Source organism: Tuberibacillus sp. Marseille-P3662 (assembly GCF_900178005.1).
In the GTDB taxonomy this organism is placed as follows: Bacteria; Bacillota; Bacilli; order Bacillales; family Sporolactobacillaceae; genus Marseille-P3662.
This window is the reverse complement of the sequence record NZ_FXBS01000004.1, coordinates 147877-163633: the sequence shown is the minus strand read 5'-3', so window position 1 is coordinate 163633 and position 15757 is coordinate 147877. Positions and strand designations below refer to the sequence as shown.

Here is a 15757-nt window from a genome sequence, read left to right as displayed (position 1 = left end):
ATAAAGTTTATGAGAACTTGCGTTGGTTGTCAAATGAGAGTTCGCATAAACAATTCGCTGTAGTCGAATTTAACTTCTAGAAGATTGGTATGGTCATTTCATTAAATTGACACCCTAAAATTAGCGGGTGTATGCTAAAATTAGTTTGTTTGAGTTCTATAACGTATTTAAGGCACCAGGAGGATTTACGGTGATGACAACAACTCAGTCAAAAGATTTGCAATCGTTACTAGAAGAAGCCCATAACCGTTCACAGATGTTGCAAAAACCTATTTTGGTCAGTTATGTCACTGACCATTATTCCGTAAACCCCTTGGCGTTTTTTGCCCATAGTAAAGAAATTAATGTTAACCGCCGTATGTATTGGTCTGAAGGTGAGGCACTTACAATAATCGGAAGCGGCTGCTGCTTTGAATTGACAGCAAAAGGTGATGATCGTTTTGAGTCGATCGCTTCCCAATATCAAGTCTTATTGGCTGACGCTCAGCAAACGTCAGCGGATGTGTCTAATGGGACAGGCCCCGTTTTATTAGGGGGATCCAGCTTCTGGTCTGAATATGCTTCTGCCGAACAGACAACGTGGCGTCACTTTCCAGAAGCCGCTTTTTTCATTCCACAATTTTTATTAACTCAGAAGTATGAAGCGACAACACTAACCATTAATGTGGCTATCAGTCCAAGTGATGATGTCCAAGCAAAGAAACAAATACTGGATGAAGAGCTTAATCAACTTCTGAATGATGAACTGGAGATTGAATCCGGCGCTCATGACATTCACATGAATGAAAGTGACATTGAAGGATGGAAGCATGCTGTTGTTCATGCAACGGATAAAATTGAAGAGGGCGGACTAGATAAAGTTGTGTTATCTCGAGATGCGACAGCGACATTTAATGAGACGGTCACCGCGGAAGCCGTCGTTAAAAATCTCGAAGCGACGCAAAAGGACTGTTTTATTTTTGCGATTGAAAGGGATGGCGATTGTTTTCTAGGTGCCACACCGGAACGCATGATTAGAAAACAAGGCTCAGACCTTGACACTACATGTCTAGCCGGAACCATTGCCAGGGGAACGGATGACGAAGAAGACGACCGTTTGGGCAATGCATTACTAAACGATGATAAGAATGTCATGGAACATCAATTTGTTGTTGATATGATCAAAGGTGCCATTGAGAAAGATTGTCAATCTGTTCAGGTACCTCACCGGCCTGTTTTGTATAAAAATAAGCATGTTCAACATTTATACACGCCTATTACGGCAACGATTAATGAAGACCGATCAATTTTAAATCTTGTTGGGTCGTTGCACCCGACACCAGCTTTGGGCGGAACGCCAAGAGATCGGGCACTGGCTGTGATATCAGAACTTGAAAACTATGAACGTGGTTGGTATGGATCACCAGTAGGATGGCTTGATGCCGCTGGCAATGGTGATTTTGCCGTCGCGATCCGATCAGGACTATTAAAAGACAAACAAGCGACATTGTTCTCAGGTTGTGGGATTGTTGCTGATTCCGAACCAGAAAGTGAATATAAAGAAACAGGTCTTAAATTTAAACCGATGTTAACAGCTTTGGGAGGTGTGTAATATCATGTCTGTTCATTCAGAAACGCTGGCCGCCTTTACGGCCACTTTTGTCCAGCAATTAGCTGATTCAGGGCTTAGACATGCTGTTGTCAGTCCGGGTTCACGGTCCACACCTTTGGCTGTCGTATTAAAACAACATCCTGATATTAAAGTATGGATGAATCTTGATGAAAGATCAGCCGGTTTTTTTGCTCTTGGAATGGCCAAGGCTTATCAAAAACCGGTTATTTTGTTGTGTTCATCAGGAACGGCAACAGCGAATTATTATCCGGCTGTGATTGAAGCGCGCTACTCTCGGGTACCGCTGGTTGTTTTAACGGCGGACAGACCCCATGAACTACGGGAAGTCGGAGCACCGCAAGCGATTGATCAGGTTAAAATGTACGGCGAGCACGTTCGATGGTATCAAGACATGCCATTGCCGGACGACGGTGAGATAACGCTTCGTTTTGTGAAGTCAACTGCGATGCGAGCTGTTAAAAAGTCACAAGCGGCTCCGGCTGGTGCGGTACATGTGAACTTTCCATTTCGAGAGCCGTTGATGCCTGATATCGATGTTGCGCAAAAATATTTGCAGCCTGTGAACCAGCAACCGGGTGATACTACCGAACTTGCTGGCTGCATGCCGGGTGATGCATCGGCTGTAATCTCGGCTTTACAGTCAGCGAAGCGGCCGCTATTGATTGCCGGACCTGACCAATATCAACAGCCGGAAGATTTAGTGCAACTGGCAGAGAACTGGGGCATACCTATATTGGCTGATCCGCTTTCTAATCTGAGGAGCATTGACAGTCCTTGGGTTGTATCCGGATATGATGCAACGTTAAGAGATCCAGGATTTATTCAATCGTACCCAACGGATTGTGTGATTCGGTTTGGGGCGATGCCGGTTTCCAAGCCATTGCTTAAGTATCTTGAGCGTGTTCAGCCGGTATCGTATCTCGTCATTGATGACAGTTCGGAATGGCGGGAACCGACCCACTTTGTGACTGACATGATTTATACCGATTTGCCCCATCTGCTGAATCAAATTATGGACAAGCCCCCTGAAGAGGTGTGCTGGCAAGATTGGACTGAACAATGGCTGACGATTGATAAAAAGGTTCGACAAACGATTCGCACATTCACTACTGGAGAGAAGTGGTTTGAAGGTCAAGTGGTGCAATCGGTTCTTGAGCATAGCGCGCCCGAATCCGTGATTTTTGCCGGTAACAGTATGCCAATAAGGGATGTCGATACCTTTTATACAAAGGCGGATCCGTCAGTCCAAATTATGGCGAACCGCGGTGCCAATGGGATCGACGGTGTTGTTTCAACGGCTTTAGGAGTGCACGCTGCCGGTGGGCCGGTGACCTTGATCCTGGGAGATTTGACATTCTTCCATGATATGAATGGTTTAATGGCAGCCAAACAGCATGGCCTTGATATGACTATTGTCATTATCAATAATAATGGCGGAGGTATCTTTTCATTTTTGCCGCAGGCGAGTCAGACCGAGCATTTTGAGGAGTTGTTTGGGACACCAACCGATCTAGATATCGAGTCCGTGGCCCGTTTATACAATGGAACTTATGCTGTTGCGAAAGGTCAGGAAGATTTGCAGGCGGCTTTAAAGCAAGCCCGGCAAGGTTCAGGTCTTCATTTGATTGAGGCGATTGTGCCCGGCCGTGACGATAATCATAAAATGCATCAAGCCTTGTGGCAACAGACCAATCACGTCATTGATTCACTCGTGAATCCGTTAGGGGATCATGATGATAATTAAGGCAATGGATATTCATTTTGATGTTCAAGTGCACGGTGAAGGCGAGCCTCTGCTCCTATTACATGGTTTTACCGGTTCGAAAGAGACATGGGAACCGTTCATCGAACAATGGCAATCGACCTATCAAATCATTGCGGTTGATTTACCAGGGCATGGCGCAACGATAACACCGCATGATGTCGCCTATTATTCAATGGAGCACACAGCGGCGGCTTTGGTAGCACTGATGGCCAAGCTTGAATTAGACGCCGTTTCTATTCTTGGCTACTCTATGGGTGGGCGATTAGCTTTATATATGGCCCTGCATCATCCGCATATAATCAAAGGATTGTTACTAGAAAGCAGTTCGCCGGGACTTAAAACCGATGAAGAACGTATTGAACGCCGTCAACGTGACCATACTTTGGCTGATTGGCTGCTAGACGTTGGCATTGAGACATTTGTTGACTATTGGGAGTCAATTCCGCTGTTTCACACGCAAAGGTACCTTGACCAAAAGCAGCAACAAGACCTGCGCGAGACGCGGCTACAGCAGCACCCACAAGGTTTGGCTCATAGTTTGAAAGGTATGGGAACAGGTGAACAACCGTCCTTATGGGAGCCATTGAGTCACTTAGAGATCCCTGTATACCTTGTCGTGGGTGCATGGGATGAAAAATTTGTCGATATTTCTAAGGCCATGGCACAGCAGCTCTCATCATCGATTTTAAACGTTGTTCAGGGGGCTGGACATGCGGTCCACGTGGAAAAATCGATGACATTTGATAAAATAGTAAGTGAAGATTTTTATCATGTTATTCATAGAAAGGGTGAACAGTTATGACTGTTGAATGGCAAACCGTTCGTACATATGATGAAATTTTGTATGAAAAATATGAAGGCAAGGCCAAAATTACGATCAATCGGCCAAGAGTGCATAATGCCTTTACACCAAAAACCGTCACGGAATTGATTGATGCCTTTTCCCGTGCTCGGGATGACTCCAGTATTGGTGTCGTTATTCTGACAGGTGCTGGTGAAAAAGCGTTTTGTTCCGGCGGTGACCAGTCGAAGCGTGGCCACGGGGGCTATGTTGATGATGAGCAAGTTCCGCGGCTCAACGTACTGGATCTACAGCGGCTAATGAGAACGATGCCGAAACCTGTGATTTGTATGGTAGCAGGCTATGCTATCGGCGGCGGGCATGTGTTACATGTTGTGAGTGACTTGACGATTGCGGCTGATAACGCCGTGTTTGGTCAAACCGGACCGAAAGTCGGCAGCTTTGATGCAGGTTATGGTGCCGGTTATTTAGCAAGAATTGTCGGTCATAAAAAGGCCCGGGAGATTTGGTATCTATGTCGTCAATATAGTGCCCAAGAAGCTGAGGACATGGGCTTGGTCAACACGGTTGTACCGCTTGATCAATTAGAAGCCGAGACGATTCAGTGGGCGAATGAGATTCTCGAAAAAAGTCCGACAGCCATTCGCTTCTTGAAAGCGTCCTTTAACGCTGACACCGATGGTTTAGCTGGTATGCAGCAAATGGGCGGTGACGCAACGTTGCTTTACTATACAACGGATGAAGCGAAGGAAGGCCGGGATGCCTTTAAAGAAAAAAGGAAACCTGATTTCGACCAATTCCCTCGTTTTCCATAAAGGTATAAAAAGCCTAAACCAAGCTTGAGCACTCAAGCTTGGTTTTTCTAACATTAAAAGAAGAAGGAGTAGGAATTGATGAATGGATCGACATTACCCCATTGGCTGAATCAACGGGCCCATTTGACGCCGGAACGGATTGCTTTGGAAACCGATGAGAAATCACTGACGTTTAGAGAATTGAACGATATTGCCCGATCGGTTGCTCGTAAACTTAGGACCGTAGGTGTTCAATCAGGGAGCCATGTTGCCTTGCTGATGCGGAATTCTGTTGATATGGTTATAAGCTATCATGCCTTGTCATACCTCAAAGCAACGGCTGTTCCGCTGAATATCCGGTTAACAGCTGAAGAGCAAGCGTGGCAATTGAAGGATAGTGCTCCCGCTCTTTTATTGCATGATACTTCACATGAAACACGTGCTGATAACCTCGCAGATCAAAGCGGTGTTAAGCATTGTGCTTTTAATAACCTATTAGCTTACGATGAAGCTGATGTTGAACTCGTAAGGGAAGTTGACATGGATGATTCCCATACCATGGTCTATACCTCAGGAACAACCGGACGTCCAAAGGGCGTCATTTTAACACACGGGAATCACTGGTGGAGTGCGGTTGGTTCCGCCTTGAATTTGGGACTTGTAGCTGAAGATAAATGGTTAGCGTGTGTCCCATTGTTTCATGTGAGCGGCCTTTCCATCCTTATGAGAAGTGTGATTTATGGGATGCCTGTTTTGCTACATGAGCGCTTTAGTCCAGGCGCGGTCAACGATGCGATTAGACAAAAGGGAGTAACCATTGTATCGGTTGTCAGCGCAACGCTGTCACGTATGGTGAACGAGCTGGATGCCGAGGGTTATCCTGATCAGTTCCGCTGTATGTTACTGGGGGGTGGACCGGCCCCGCAGCCGTTACTTGAACAATGCCGGGACCTAGATATTCCTGTCTTTCAAACCTATGGATTGAGTGAAACGGCTTCCCAGATTGTCACTTTGGCTCCTGAATATATGCTGGAGAAACTCGGATCGGCTGGAAAGCCGCTATTTCCCGCTCAATTGAAAATTATCACTTCTCAGGGCGGTGAAGCCCAGCCGTTTGAACACGGTGAGATTGTCGTCAAAGGTCCCAATGTCACCATTGGCTATTATCATCGACCTGATGCAACCAAACAATCGCTACAAAATGGTTGGTTAAAGACAGGAGATGTTGGGTATTTGGATACTGATGGATTTCTGTACGTGCTTGATCGTCGGAAAGATATGATTATCTCGGGCGGTGAAAATATTTATCCTGCTGAAATTGAAAGTGTGTTAACAGCGCATCCTAATATTGAAGAAGCTGGTGTCATTGGTATGGAAGATAATCGATGGGGTCAAGTTCCCGTAGCGTTTGTGGTTCAAAAAGGCAATCATGAAGGATTGGGGTCTCAGGCATTGACGACTTTTTGTCAATCGCATCTAGCATCTTATAAAATTCCGAAAAAATGGGTCATGGTGGATGAACTACCGAGAAATGCGTCAAACAAATTGTTGCGGAGAGAGCTGCAGAAGTTGATTGATTAGACGGGCATGTTATTAAGTAACTTTTTTAAAGATGATAATTCATCTTTTGAGAACGTTACGCCTCGTCCCATTCGTTTGCGTTCGGGCGACCAGCTGCGAATATCATACTTAGGTTCACGGTCATTCCAGCTCACAATGGTGAGTTGCTTTGACCAACCATTTTCAGCTTGTGACAAGGTACCAAAAGAATCGACAACATCAAATTTAAACTCTGCCATTTGAAAAACCTCCTGATTAAATGGGTTAAGAACGTTTGTTCGTTTATTATGATAAATCAGCTTAAAGATAAATGCAAGCGTTTTTTTGAATTTTTTCATTGGGGCTGTCATGCATGGTCCATCCATTTTAGAACAACCTATAAATAAGTTGATGATAAAGGATGTGTGGATACCATGGAAGACAAAAATCAAAAGAGTTTTTCCAATGCGATGGGTATAACAGCTATCGTTATTGGACTGTTTATCTTAGCATTATTTATTTTTTTCCTAGAATATTAACTGACGGCAAATTGCCGTCCTTTTTATTGGAGGCGGTATAATGAACGTCATTGTTTTGGCAGATACCCATATGCCTAAGCGGGCACAATTGTTGCCTGAGTTTTTAGCTCCTTATTTGCGAGAGGCTGATTTAATCATCCATGCGGGTGATTGGCAAACAAGGGAGCTTTATGATGAGCTGCGGTCATATGCCCCTGTGGAAGGTGTTGCCGGAAATGTAGATACGGCCGATATGATTGAGCGTTTGGGTTATCAAAAACGACTGATCCATCAAGGGTACCAAATAGGTTTGGTGCACGGACATGGTGAGAAAGGAACAACCGAGCGGCGCGCTTATGAAGCTTTTGTTGATGACCCTCCTGACATCATCATTTTTGGCCACTCTCACATTCCTTATCTTCGTTATCATAGGAAAACGTTAATGTTTAATCCGGGTTCGCCCACTGACAAACGCCGTATGCCTTATTTTTCATTCGGCGTCTTATCTTTAGGTGAAACATTCAGTGCGGAGCATATATTCTTCAAAGGCTGAAGCAGTCGTTAGCCAAAAAATCATCCTTAAGTATGATATATAAATCACTCTCTGTAACGATGTGCCTCTTCAGGGTTTCTCGTAAGATAGGACCGAGAAACGGAGGAGGGGATGAACGTTGCAAAAGTACCATGAATTAGAATACACCATTCAATGCCATAAACGTCATTTGGAATGGATCAATCGTGAGGCATGGAAGTATCAGGATAATCATCCTCGGCTAAAGGGCTTCAAATCTTTGTTTAAGAGGTTAAATCGACGAGGGGCAGCCAATCGAAGTGACCCACCTTTTTCCTAATGATCATGTTTTCTTGTGCCGAACTTTAAATAAATAGAAATCCCTATTAAAATAATGAGACTCCCGATCAGTTGTTGAGATCTGATGATTTCATCAAAAAAGATATAGGCCAAAATGGACGATCCGACGGGTTCGCCGAGAATACTCATGGATATGGTTGTCACACCCACCCATTTGACAGCCCAATTGAGCAAACTGTGACCGAGCAGCATGGGGAGGATGGCGAGTAACAAAAACATCAACCAATCGAGCCCAGGATAAGGATAAAACCGGTTCTGAGCCAAAAAATTGAACAAAAATAGTGTCACTGTCGATGATGTGTAAACCATAAAAGTGTAAGTCATCAGTGATAATGTCGTCCTAACGGCTTGGCCGATCAACAAATAAACGGTAATCAATAAACAAGCGGTAAGGGCAAGAATATCCCCATAGAATGCTTGTCCACTAACAGTGAAGTCTCCCCATGTAATAATGACACTCCCAGCAACGGCTAGCAGTGCACCTGTCACACCAGCTGCACGAACGTTTTCTTTAAAAATCATGATTGCACCGGCAAAAGCAAATAACGGTTGCAAGGTCACTAACACGACGGAACTCGCGACAGACGTATAGCTCAGAGACTGAAACCATAGGATGAAATGAAATCCTAAGAAAATGCCGGCAATGATACATAAAACCGCCGTTTTCATATGAAGCTCTTTGAATCGCTGACGATATTTTAAGACATAGGGCAGCATAATGATGATTGTCAATAATAAACGGTAAAAAGCAATGATACCAGGTGGTGCTGTTGCTACCCTAACTAAAATCGCACTGGTTGATATGGACAAAACAGCAATAATAACGACAACATAGGGATTGATAACCGGTGATTTTTTAGACATAGGCATCGTCCTTCAATGATTTTAGGGAGAACTTCTTTAATATAGATTGTATAGAGCGGGATAATCAAGTATTTAACTTTTTGTTGTGAGAACTTTGGCTAGTGCACTGTCAATGAGATAAGACGGGACAGCGCCCACCTTATGGGACAGGAACGTTCCAAGATCTTAGATTTACGGGACAGAAACATTATGTTGCGGGACAGTTTTATTACATTATGGGACAACTTCGGGACAGCGCCCACCCTATGGGACTGGAACGTTCCAAGATCTTAGATTTACGGGACGGAAACATTATGTTGCGGGACAGTTTTATTACATTACGGGACAACTTCGGGACTGTGTGCCTCCAACGAATATTGCGCTTCCTACGTGAACGATGCATTCAAACAGCAAGGCATTCTATCAAGTCTCTACCTTGACACAGTTCAGAGCGATATCTAGAATAGTGGTATATGAGGGATTCCATGATAAAACGGAGGTTAAGTACATATGTCTGACAAACCTACGATTAAGCCAAGGGATAATGGTCCGCTTGTTGTTTCGGGCGATGTGACCCTTGTCGATGCTGAAGGTAATGAATTTGAAACGAAAAAAACGTACTCGCTTTGCCGCTGTGGCCGGTCTGACAACAAGCCATTCTGTGACGGTTCACATAAGGAAGGTTTTGAATCAGTCGTTCGTGCCGAAGAATAGGTCAATGAACACAGATCCCCGGATCATGTCTGGGGATCATTGTTATTTTTACATTAGGCTGTTCTAGACATATCATGGTAAAGGCTTAACCATCCATTGTCTTCATCCATCTTTTATTTGTACGGGAAGTGACAGCATGACACTTAAAGAAAAATTTAAATGTTGGTTCATCACGCTACTCATATCAATCCTTGGATACGTGGTTTTTTATTTTCTGCATCTACCCATACCTTGGTTGCTGGGACCGCTCGCGGCGGTATTAGCTGCGAATATCAAATTATCACAGCCATTATTTTGGCCGAGTGGATTGCGCAATGTTGGTTTAATGGTGATTGGTTACATGCTCGGGACATCATTTTCATTGGCAACACTGACTCAAGTTGTGGGGCAGTTACCAAGTATGTTATTAATGACCATTTTGACACTCGGTTTCACGGCGGGATTTGCTTACCTTATTTCCAGATTATCAAGCGTCAGTTATCATTCCATTTTAACAGGCAGTATTCCCGGTGGGTTGTCGCAGATGGTTGCGCTTGGAGAAGAAATTAAAGGCATTGATCTAACGGTCGTGACATTCATTCAAATTTCACGGCTCATGAGTGTGATTTTCATTGTCCCATTTGTAGTTGTTTACACACCTTTATTTGCGGAAGGTCACTCGGCGGCTACGTCCGCAGGTGAATCAACGTTATCGTTGTTTCAGACGCCGCATACCTTTGTATTTATTGCAGCCATGATCATAGCCACTTATTTGGCCAAACTCATACGTATACCAACGCCTTTTCTACTTGGCCCTGTAATCGCTGTAGCAGCCCTTAATATCAGTGGATACACCGCCCCTGGATTAGATAATTGGATGATCCATGGTGCGCAATTTGTAATGGGCGCTTATATAGCTCTTATGATGAAACCTCAGCAGTTGCAGAATAAACTGCGTACGGCCTTGTATGCACTCATCACAGGTGTAGCATTGATTCTCTTTGCTTATGTGGCGAGTATTGGCTTGGCATATATCCATGCTATGTCACCTGTCACTGCGTTCTTGGCGATGGCGCCCGGCGGTATGTCGCAAATGGCGGTTGTCGCTGCTGAAGTCCACGCTGATCTCTATGTCGTGACGGGTTATCAAATGTTTCGGCTTTTCTTTATATTGTTCCTCGTACCACCGCTGTTGAAATGGTTATTTCGACCGAAGAAAGAGTCGCAGAAAAGCGTATAAAAAAGTGATGTCCTCTGTGAGGACATCACTTTTTTGGATAGGTTTATCCTTCGCTTAAATAAAAGAGGATAAACGCATAAAGACCAATCCCTATAAAAATGAGTAAACCTGATATGATGCCAATAATTAGTGGGAGCGTTTCACGATCGGGATAGCGTCTTGTAACCACAATTGACATTACGACTGTGATTAGAAGTAAAATCAAGGATAGGTATACAAATGGGCTACCTGAATCGTAATTCCCCGAGGATATGTAACTGCCCAAAACAATCATAGAAATAAGGGATAAGGTAAAGAAAATAGCCGGTGTATAAAATAACTTCAAGTTCACGTCCTCCCTCTATGTATTTCCCAGCGTACAAGGATTTGTACGCAATTTCATTATAACGCATTCTTTTTCTAGACTGAAATGTTTTCCAAAAAGGTATATCAATGTTTTAACTTATGCTTACCTACACAAACTAAGGGCACTCAAGCATATTAAATATTTGGAGGATGATGAGAGTGCCGAAGAAATCCCTAATGTTCACTTTGGTCCTTGCCTTTGTGTTAATGATATCAACAATTTTTACTCCTTGGAATGTCGCGGCCAAAGAAAAAACACCGATTATGGTGACATTGAAAAATACAGAAGGTCAAACAGCAGGGCGCGCGACATTGAAGGAGACGAAGAAAGGGGTTCAAGTGCATTTACATGCGGAAGGATTGACACCTGGCGTGCATGGTATTCATTTTCATGAAAAGGGCGTCTGTAAGCCGCCGACATTCGATTCAGCCGGTAGTCATTTCAACCCCTATAATAAAGAGCATGGCTTAAAAAATCCTAAAGGTCCCCATGCCGGAGATTTGAAGAATGTGTTTGCTGATAGTAACGGTAAAATTAATATTGCCTTTACAACCGACCGTGTGACCTTAAAAAAAGGTGCTGAAAACAGTTTGCTTGACGATGACGGTTCTGCATTGGTCATTCATGAAGGTGCTGATGATCAGAAGACTAATCCATCGGGAAATTCCGGTGCGAAAGTGCTTTGCGGTTCCATAAAATAATGAACTGAATGCAAGGGATACCCCCGCTGTGATATATTAGTTTCAGATACTAAAAACAAGCGGGGGGTTAACATCGGTGGAACAGCAATTAGAACGATTGCAAATTTTAACAGAAATCGTTAGCGAATTTAAGACAGCACTTCTTATGGATCAAAGTCCTGATAAAACAGGCCAGATGGTCCTAGAAGTCATTCAAGAGTCCGGTGACCAAACTTTGACGGATCATGTGTTAAATGCTTACTTAAGATTATCGGATCCAAGTACAGCTGTTTCTTATCTCGATCAAGCAACACAATACCTTCATCAAAAAATCGATGAGTTTCAAGCATTATAATCAGGATGTCCTTCTTTTCTTAAAGGACATCCTAACTTTTGTCGTATGTCTCTTTCATGAGTGGATGCTGGTCATGACTGTGAAATACCAAGAGATGGCAGCAGCAAAGCTCAGTAACAAAGCCATATTTTTAGAAGCTTTTTTAAGTAAGGTTATCGCTGTCAAACTTATAAGAATCAATCCCAAGATCAAAAACAGCACAGAAACCGTCGTCCAATCGAAGGTTAACGTCATGCCAGGCGCAATCGGGTTAGGAAAAAGTGCCGAAAATAATGGACTGGGTCCGTTTAGTTCAATCAGGCTGGCCATTTCGTGGGGCGGTTTTTGTTGTCCCATAAAGGCAGTTACAGCGAAAATCACGACAATTATCACTGCTTCTGCACGCAGCCATTTTAATGGATCAATTGATTTTCCATGGCGGAGCTGATGTTTGACAAACAGACTGTTAAAAGCGGCAAAGATAACTAACGGTATCACTAATATGTTCTTGATGAGCAGGGCTTGTCCATAATTGGATGCCAACCCTTGTTTATATTGAATCAAACCTTGCTTGATCGAACCATCAAGGGGGTCGGCTATATCAATGAACATCGTCCCCAGTCCAGCCAAGAGTAATAAGATAAAGGCCCCAACGGCAAATGGTGTATACCAGTGTAAAAAGGGCAGCCATCTTTGTGTGGACTGTGACCGGAACGCGGCGACAACTGCAGTGCCTCCCCAAAGCATGACAGCTAGTAAATGAAGATAATGAAACCAGAAACCCTTAATAGGAGCCAGAGAAGCCGCATGACCGGCCTTGGCGTATGAGGCGATAAGCAGAATAACTAAGATAAAACCAATCGTAGCTAAGAATCGGTCGGAAGCGAGATCGTTAAAATGGATCAAGCCCATTAATAGTAAGGCGATGATGGCTGTGAACAACCATGCTTGCCCAACGGTAAACGTCAACATAACTGATTTAAAGGCTGTCCAGAAGCCTAAATCAGCAGTAAATGTGATTAGGGTATTTAATACAGGCGCAAAAGAGAAAATCAAAATACCGGCTGTGCATAAGACGAGTGAGGATTGGCGGATAACGATAGAAGGTGTTTTCACCTTCGGCATGATATAAAGAAACATGACCCCTGATACTATGCCTAAACACACATAGAGTAAGGCTTCGGTCACGATAACAACATAAGTCAAATCGATTCATCCTCCTCTCTTATTTCTTTTTCTTACGTCCGACGAAAAACAAGCCGATGAAGGCAATCACAATTAAACCGGCAATGACGGCTATGTATATTCGATTTTGATTGCCAGTGTCGCTGGATGTACCCTCTGTTTGAGCAGTCTGTCCCTCGTCCGAAGACGATGCTTCATCATTTCCCGAGGCGTTCGAAGAAGGATTGCCATCACGATTAACGGTAATCGTATAGTCACCATTGTTAATATGACCGTCTGGGCTGGCCAACTTCCAAACGACTGTGTATTTGCCATCTTTCACAGGTTGTTTCAAATATAGCGTGGCTGTGTGTCCATCGATGTTTTTCTTTTCAACAGGCAGCGAACTGTCATTTTGGTCAGTGACCTTGAAAGTCGACATTTTTTCAATTTTAGTATTGAATGTTATTGTGACATTTTCGAGCGACTTATTAAGGGTTGCGCCTTTGACAGGATCGGTAAAGATAATTTCACTGTGAGCAAAGCTTGTATTGGCGAACAGCAGCAAGCTTAATGTTAATAGGGCTAAAATCTTTTTGATCATGACTGTTTCCTCCTTTATGTGACCGCTTTAATCAGCTTAGCATGCTTTATCATATTTTAGTATAGTCCCCGGTCATTGTCGAAAATTGCTCAAATTCATGGGTGGATGAAGCGCAAATTTTATCGATATTTTTCATGTGTTCATTATGAGAATCGCTGACTTTCTTGTAAAATCCAGGTCTATCGTTAAAATTTTTGTAAATATTTTTATGTTGTTTCGACACTAGGAATATCGTAGTGACAGCTCTAAATAGTAGTGTATGGATGTGCGCACATCACATTATTATAGGGGAGCGTGTTCCATTTGTGGAATCTATCAAAAAAAGTAACGCCGATTGCCTTAGCTTCGGTCATGTTATTTGGGGGTTCAATCTCTGTTCAAGCAGCGACGGGGGAAGATCAGTCGCTACATCAAATGAAAAAGCAGTCACACGGGACCTTTAATATTTCTTGGGACAAGCATAAGAAGGCCCCAACGTTTATTTCTGGTAATCTATCTTCTAATGATGTTCTGAAGGCAGCTGATGTAAAGGCTTATCTCGAAAAGCATCATGATCTCTACAAAGTCCATCCTAACCAAGACTTGATATTATCGGATGTTAAAACGGATGAGCTGGGTATGAAACATTACACGTTTTTGCAGACGGTTAAAGGTGTTAAGGTTGACCAAGCAGAATTAACGGTTCATGTGAAAAAGGATGGAACGATTGCTTCTGTCAGCGGCAAAGTGTATCCGCAAGCTAAAAAGCAATTCAAAGGTTCGGCCAAACCCAAGTTGTCAAAGGGTGACGCCTTAGAAAAAGCTTGGCAGCACATTGACGTTGACAAGAGTGAAACGAAAGTTGCTTCTAAGCAAGCTAACAGTGTGTCCAAGATGAAGCAAACGGTTGAAAAAGGTCGTTTAGTCGTTTACCCCCATGAAGGGGCATCCCGTTTGGCTTATCATGTTGAATTGCAATTTATCAAACCTTATGGTGCAGACTGGCAGGTTTATGTTGACGCTAAGTCTGGCAAAATAGTTAACGCCTATAATGCTGTTAAAAATGCAGCAACCACAGGCTCTGGATACGGAGTACTCGGCAAAAAAAGATCATTAAATACGTATTATGCCAATAATCAATATTATTTGAGGGATATGACAAAGCCGATGAGCGGCGTCATCCGGACAACCACAGCCGATTATGGTACCAATGTTCCGGGGTATTGGTTGGTTGATGAAGATGGAATGTTCAATGCAAATGATCAATCGGCTGCCGTCAGCGCTCATTACAATGCCGGCGTGGTCTATGATTATTATTATAATAACTTTGACCGCAATAGCTATGATGGTAACGGTTCAACGTTGACATCTACGGTCCATTACAGTCAAAATTACAACAATGCATTTTGGAACGGTAACCAGATGGTCTACGGCGATGGTGATGGGACGACATTCATTCCGCTATCAGGTGCTTTAGATGTTGTGGCGCATGAATTAACGCATGCGGTGACGGATACAACAGCTCAGCTTGTCTATCAAGACCAGTCAGGTGCTCTTAATGAGTCATTTTCCGATGTATTTGGCACCTTCATTGAAGGAGATGACTATTTGATGGGCGAAGATGTATACACACCTAATCAATCGGGTGATGCATTGCGCAGTTTAGCTCACCCTGCAAAATATGGTCAACCTGAACATATGGATGATTATGTCCAAACCTCTCAAGATAATGGAGGGGTACACACAAACAGTGGTATACCAAACAAAGCCGCTTACAATACATTAAGCAACATGAGCTGGGATAAAGCTGAGCAAATCTATTACCGGGCATTGACAGTCTATCTATCTTCCTATTCCGATTTCAGTGATGCCCGCGCGGCACTATTACAAGCGGCAGCTGACCTATATGGATATAACAGTGAATATCAGGTCGTTGCCAATGCATGGAATCAAGTAGGTGTTAACTAGCAATA

At 43.5% G+C, this 15757-nt stretch carries 17 protein-coding genes; 12 read left to right on the top strand and 5 right to left on the bottom strand.

The window, feature by feature from the left end; all coding sequences use genetic code 11:
- Window positions 1-193: 193 nt before the first annotated feature.
- The 5 genes from B9Y89_RS04395 to B9Y89_RS04375 all read left to right on the top strand — a co-directional run bounded on the left by B9Y89_RS04395 (window position 194) and on the right by B9Y89_RS04375 (window position 6554).
- Window positions 194-1591 carry an isochorismate synthase gene (locus B9Y89_RS04395; RefSeq protein ID WP_085521903.1) on the top strand — a complete coding sequence of 466 codons (1398 nt, stop codon included), beginning with the start codon at window positions 194-196 and terminating at the stop codon, window positions 1589-1591.
- Window positions 1592-1595: 4 nt separating this feature from the next.
- Window positions 1596-3356, top strand: coding sequence for a 2-succinyl-5-enolpyruvyl-6-hydroxy-3-cyclohexene-1-carboxylic-acid synthase (gene menD / locus B9Y89_RS04390; protein ID WP_085521901.1), 1761 nt, complete (start codon window positions 1596-1598; stop codon window positions 3354-3356).
- On the top strand, window positions 3346-4179 hold the full coding sequence (menH, locus tag B9Y89_RS04385; RefSeq protein ID WP_085521899.1) for a 2-succinyl-6-hydroxy-2,4-cyclohexadiene-1-carboxylate synthase: 834 nt from the start codon (window positions 3346-3348) through the stop codon (window positions 4177-4179). The genes menD and menH overlap by 11 nt, the downstream gene beginning before the upstream one ends.
- Entirely contained in the window at window positions 4176-4994 is an 819-nt protein-coding gene (menB, locus tag B9Y89_RS04380; RefSeq protein WP_085521897.1) for a 1,4-dihydroxy-2-naphthoyl-CoA synthase, read from the top strand. Before menH ends, menB begins: the two co-directional genes overlap by 4 nt.
- A gap of 78 nt (window positions 4995-5072) precedes the next feature.
- Window positions 5073-6554: an o-succinylbenzoate--CoA ligase gene (locus B9Y89_RS04375; protein WP_085521895.1), complete on the top strand. Its 1482-nt coding sequence runs from the start codon at window positions 5073-5075 to the stop codon at window positions 6552-6554.
- Here B9Y89_RS04375 and B9Y89_RS04370 read toward each other — a convergent pair.
- Complete coding sequence (locus B9Y89_RS04370) at window positions 6551-6772, bottom strand: YdbC family protein (RefSeq protein ID WP_085522333.1); 222 nt, start codon at window positions 6770-6772, stop codon at window positions 6551-6553. The two genes, B9Y89_RS04375 and B9Y89_RS04370, sit on opposite strands and share 4 nt — an antisense overlap.
- Window positions 6773-7091: 319 nt before the next feature.
- Between B9Y89_RS04370 and B9Y89_RS04365 the strand changes: the two genes are divergently transcribed.
- Window positions 7092-7583, top strand: a complete 492-nt coding sequence (locus B9Y89_RS04365; protein WP_085521893.1) for a metallophosphoesterase family protein — start codon at window positions 7092-7094, stop codon at window positions 7581-7583.
- A gap of 118 nt (window positions 7584-7701) precedes the next feature.
- The gene (locus B9Y89_RS04360; RefSeq protein WP_085521891.1) at window positions 7702-7881 is read left to right on the top strand and encodes a hypothetical protein; all 180 of its coding nucleotides are present in this window, start codon (window positions 7702-7704) and stop codon (window positions 7879-7881) included.
- Here B9Y89_RS04360 and B9Y89_RS04355 read toward each other — a convergent pair.
- Window positions 7878-8765 carry a DMT family transporter gene (locus B9Y89_RS04355; protein WP_085521889.1) on the bottom strand — a complete coding sequence of 296 codons (888 nt, stop codon included), beginning with the start codon at window positions 8763-8765 and terminating at the stop codon, window positions 7878-7880. The two genes, B9Y89_RS04360 and B9Y89_RS04355, sit on opposite strands and share 4 nt — an antisense overlap.
- A 489-nt stretch (window positions 8766-9254) precedes the next feature.
- Between B9Y89_RS04355 and B9Y89_RS04350 the strand changes: the two genes are divergently transcribed.
- Together B9Y89_RS04350 and B9Y89_RS04345 are read left to right on the top strand one after the other, a co-directional pair.
- Window positions 9255-9458, top strand: coding sequence for a CDGSH iron-sulfur domain-containing protein (locus tag B9Y89_RS04350; RefSeq protein WP_085521887.1), 204 nt, complete (start codon window positions 9255-9257; stop codon window positions 9456-9458).
- 136 nt (window positions 9459-9594) lie between these two features.
- Window positions 9595-10677 carry an AbrB family transcriptional regulator gene (locus B9Y89_RS04345; protein WP_085521885.1) on the top strand — a complete coding sequence of 361 codons (1083 nt, stop codon included), beginning with the start codon at window positions 9595-9597 and terminating at the stop codon, window positions 10675-10677.
- 43 nt (window positions 10678-10720) lie between these two features.
- Here the strand turns inward: B9Y89_RS04345 and B9Y89_RS04340 are convergent, their stop codons facing one another.
- Entirely contained in the window at window positions 10721-11002 is a 282-nt protein-coding gene (locus B9Y89_RS04340) for a hypothetical protein (protein WP_085521884.1), read from the bottom strand.
- A 179-nt stretch (window positions 11003-11181) separates the two neighbouring features.
- Between B9Y89_RS04340 and B9Y89_RS04335 the strand changes: the two genes are divergently transcribed.
- Together B9Y89_RS04335 and B9Y89_RS04330 are read left to right on the top strand one after the other, a co-directional pair.
- The gene (locus B9Y89_RS04335; protein WP_254901182.1) at window positions 11182-11724 is read left to right on the top strand and encodes a superoxide dismutase family protein; all 543 of its coding nucleotides are present in this window, start codon (window positions 11182-11184) and stop codon (window positions 11722-11724) included.
- Between the two features lie 76 nt (window positions 11725-11800).
- Window positions 11801-12058, top strand: a complete 258-nt coding sequence (locus B9Y89_RS04330; RefSeq protein WP_085521880.1) for a hypothetical protein — start codon at window positions 11801-11803, stop codon at window positions 12056-12058.
- Window positions 12059-12112: 54 nt separating this feature from the next.
- Here B9Y89_RS04330 and B9Y89_RS04325 read toward each other — a convergent pair whose 3' ends face one another.
- Together B9Y89_RS04325 and B9Y89_RS04320 are read right to left on the bottom strand one after the other, a co-directional pair.
- A complete protein-coding gene (locus B9Y89_RS04325) occupies window positions 12113-13243 on the bottom strand; it encodes a copper resistance D family protein (RefSeq protein ID WP_085521878.1) in 1131 nt (376 codons plus the stop codon).
- A gap of 19 nt (window positions 13244-13262) precedes the next feature.
- The gene (locus tag B9Y89_RS04320; RefSeq protein ID WP_085521877.1) at window positions 13263-13805 is read right to left on the bottom strand and encodes a copper resistance CopC family protein; all 543 of its coding nucleotides are present in this window, start codon (window positions 13803-13805) and stop codon (window positions 13263-13265) included.
- Window positions 13806-14156: 351 nt separating this feature from the next.
- Here B9Y89_RS04320 and B9Y89_RS04315 point away from each other — a divergent pair, with 351 nt between their 5' ends.
- Window positions 14157-15752, top strand: a complete 1596-nt coding sequence (locus B9Y89_RS04315) for a M4 family metallopeptidase (RefSeq protein WP_085522332.1) — start codon at window positions 14157-14159, stop codon at window positions 15750-15752.
- Window positions 15753-15757: the final 5 nt, after the last annotated feature.

Excerpts from the sequence above, each read along its gene's own strand:
- menB (WP_085521897.1), top strand. The coding sequence starts at position 4,176 with ATGACTGTTGAATGGCAAACCGTTCGTACATATGATGAAATTTTGTAT.
- menH (WP_085521899.1), top strand. The coding sequence starts at position 3,346 with ATGATAATTAAGGCAATGGATATTCATTTTGATGTTCAAGTGCACGGT.
- B9Y89_RS04355 (WP_085521889.1), bottom strand. The coding sequence starts at position 8,765 with ATGTCTAAAAAATCACCGGTTATCAATCCCTATGTTGTCGTTATTATT.
- B9Y89_RS04395 (WP_085521903.1), top strand. The coding sequence starts at position 194 with ATGACAACAACTCAGTCAAAAGATTTGCAATCGTTACTAGAAGAAGCC.
- B9Y89_RS04345 (WP_085521885.1), top strand. The coding sequence starts at position 9,595 with ATGACACTTAAAGAAAAATTTAAATGTTGGTTCATCACGCTACTCATA.
- B9Y89_RS04375 (WP_085521895.1), top strand. The coding sequence starts at position 5,073 with ATGAATGGATCGACATTACCCCATTGGCTGAATCAACGGGCCCATTTG.
- menD (WP_085521901.1), top strand. The coding sequence starts at position 1,596 with ATGTCTGTTCATTCAGAAACGCTGGCCGCCTTTACGGCCACTTTTGTC.
- B9Y89_RS04320 (WP_085521877.1), bottom strand. The coding sequence starts at position 13,805 with ATGATCAAAAAGATTTTAGCCCTATTAACATTAAGCTTGCTGCTGTTC.
- B9Y89_RS04370 (WP_085522333.1), bottom strand. The coding sequence starts at position 6,772 with ATGGCAGAGTTTAAATTTGATGTTGTCGATTCTTTTGGTACCTTGTCA.
- B9Y89_RS04365 (WP_085521893.1), top strand. The coding sequence starts at position 7,092 with ATGAACGTCATTGTTTTGGCAGATACCCATATGCCTAAGCGGGCACAA.
- B9Y89_RS04350 (WP_085521887.1), top strand. The coding sequence starts at position 9,255 with ATGTCTGACAAACCTACGATTAAGCCAAGGGATAATGGTCCGCTTGTT.
- B9Y89_RS04315 (WP_085522332.1), top strand. The coding sequence starts at position 14,157 with ATGTTATTTGGGGGTTCAATCTCTGTTCAAGCAGCGACGGGGGAAGAT.